The 278-nt window shown below is 53.6% G+C and carries 1 protein-coding gene; it reads left to right on the forward strand.

Annotated elements, in window-relative coordinates:
* Nucleotides 1–230: hypothetical protein (locus L9G74_RS20395; RefSeq protein WP_238898592.1), on the forward strand; the 230-nt coding region annotated here is incomplete at its 5' end.
* Nucleotides 231–278 lie beyond the last annotated feature (48 nt).

Genomic DNA, 278 nt, shown 5'->3' on the forward strand with positions numbered 1-278 from the left:
GATCAGGAACGAGCGTCAAGCGGGTGTCAAAGCGTAACGAGCGTTCAGAACCGCAATTCGACGGTCACGAGATGGCGATGTTCGTTCGAACCACACGAAAACACGCCTTCGATTCGAATCAACGTCCCAGGTTCGAGATTCGGAACGGTTTGAGGCAGGGCGACCGACGACGGCGAGGTAAGAATCGTTTTTTGGAGAACTACTACGCCGACTGCCTGATTTCATCGTGAGATGAACCAGTCCAAGCTGATGCCCACCATCCAGTGGATGACAGCGAT

The organism is Shewanella electrica (assembly GCF_022321485.1).
In the GTDB taxonomy this organism is placed as follows: Bacteria; Pseudomonadota; Gammaproteobacteria; order Enterobacterales; family Shewanellaceae; genus Shewanella; species Shewanella electrica.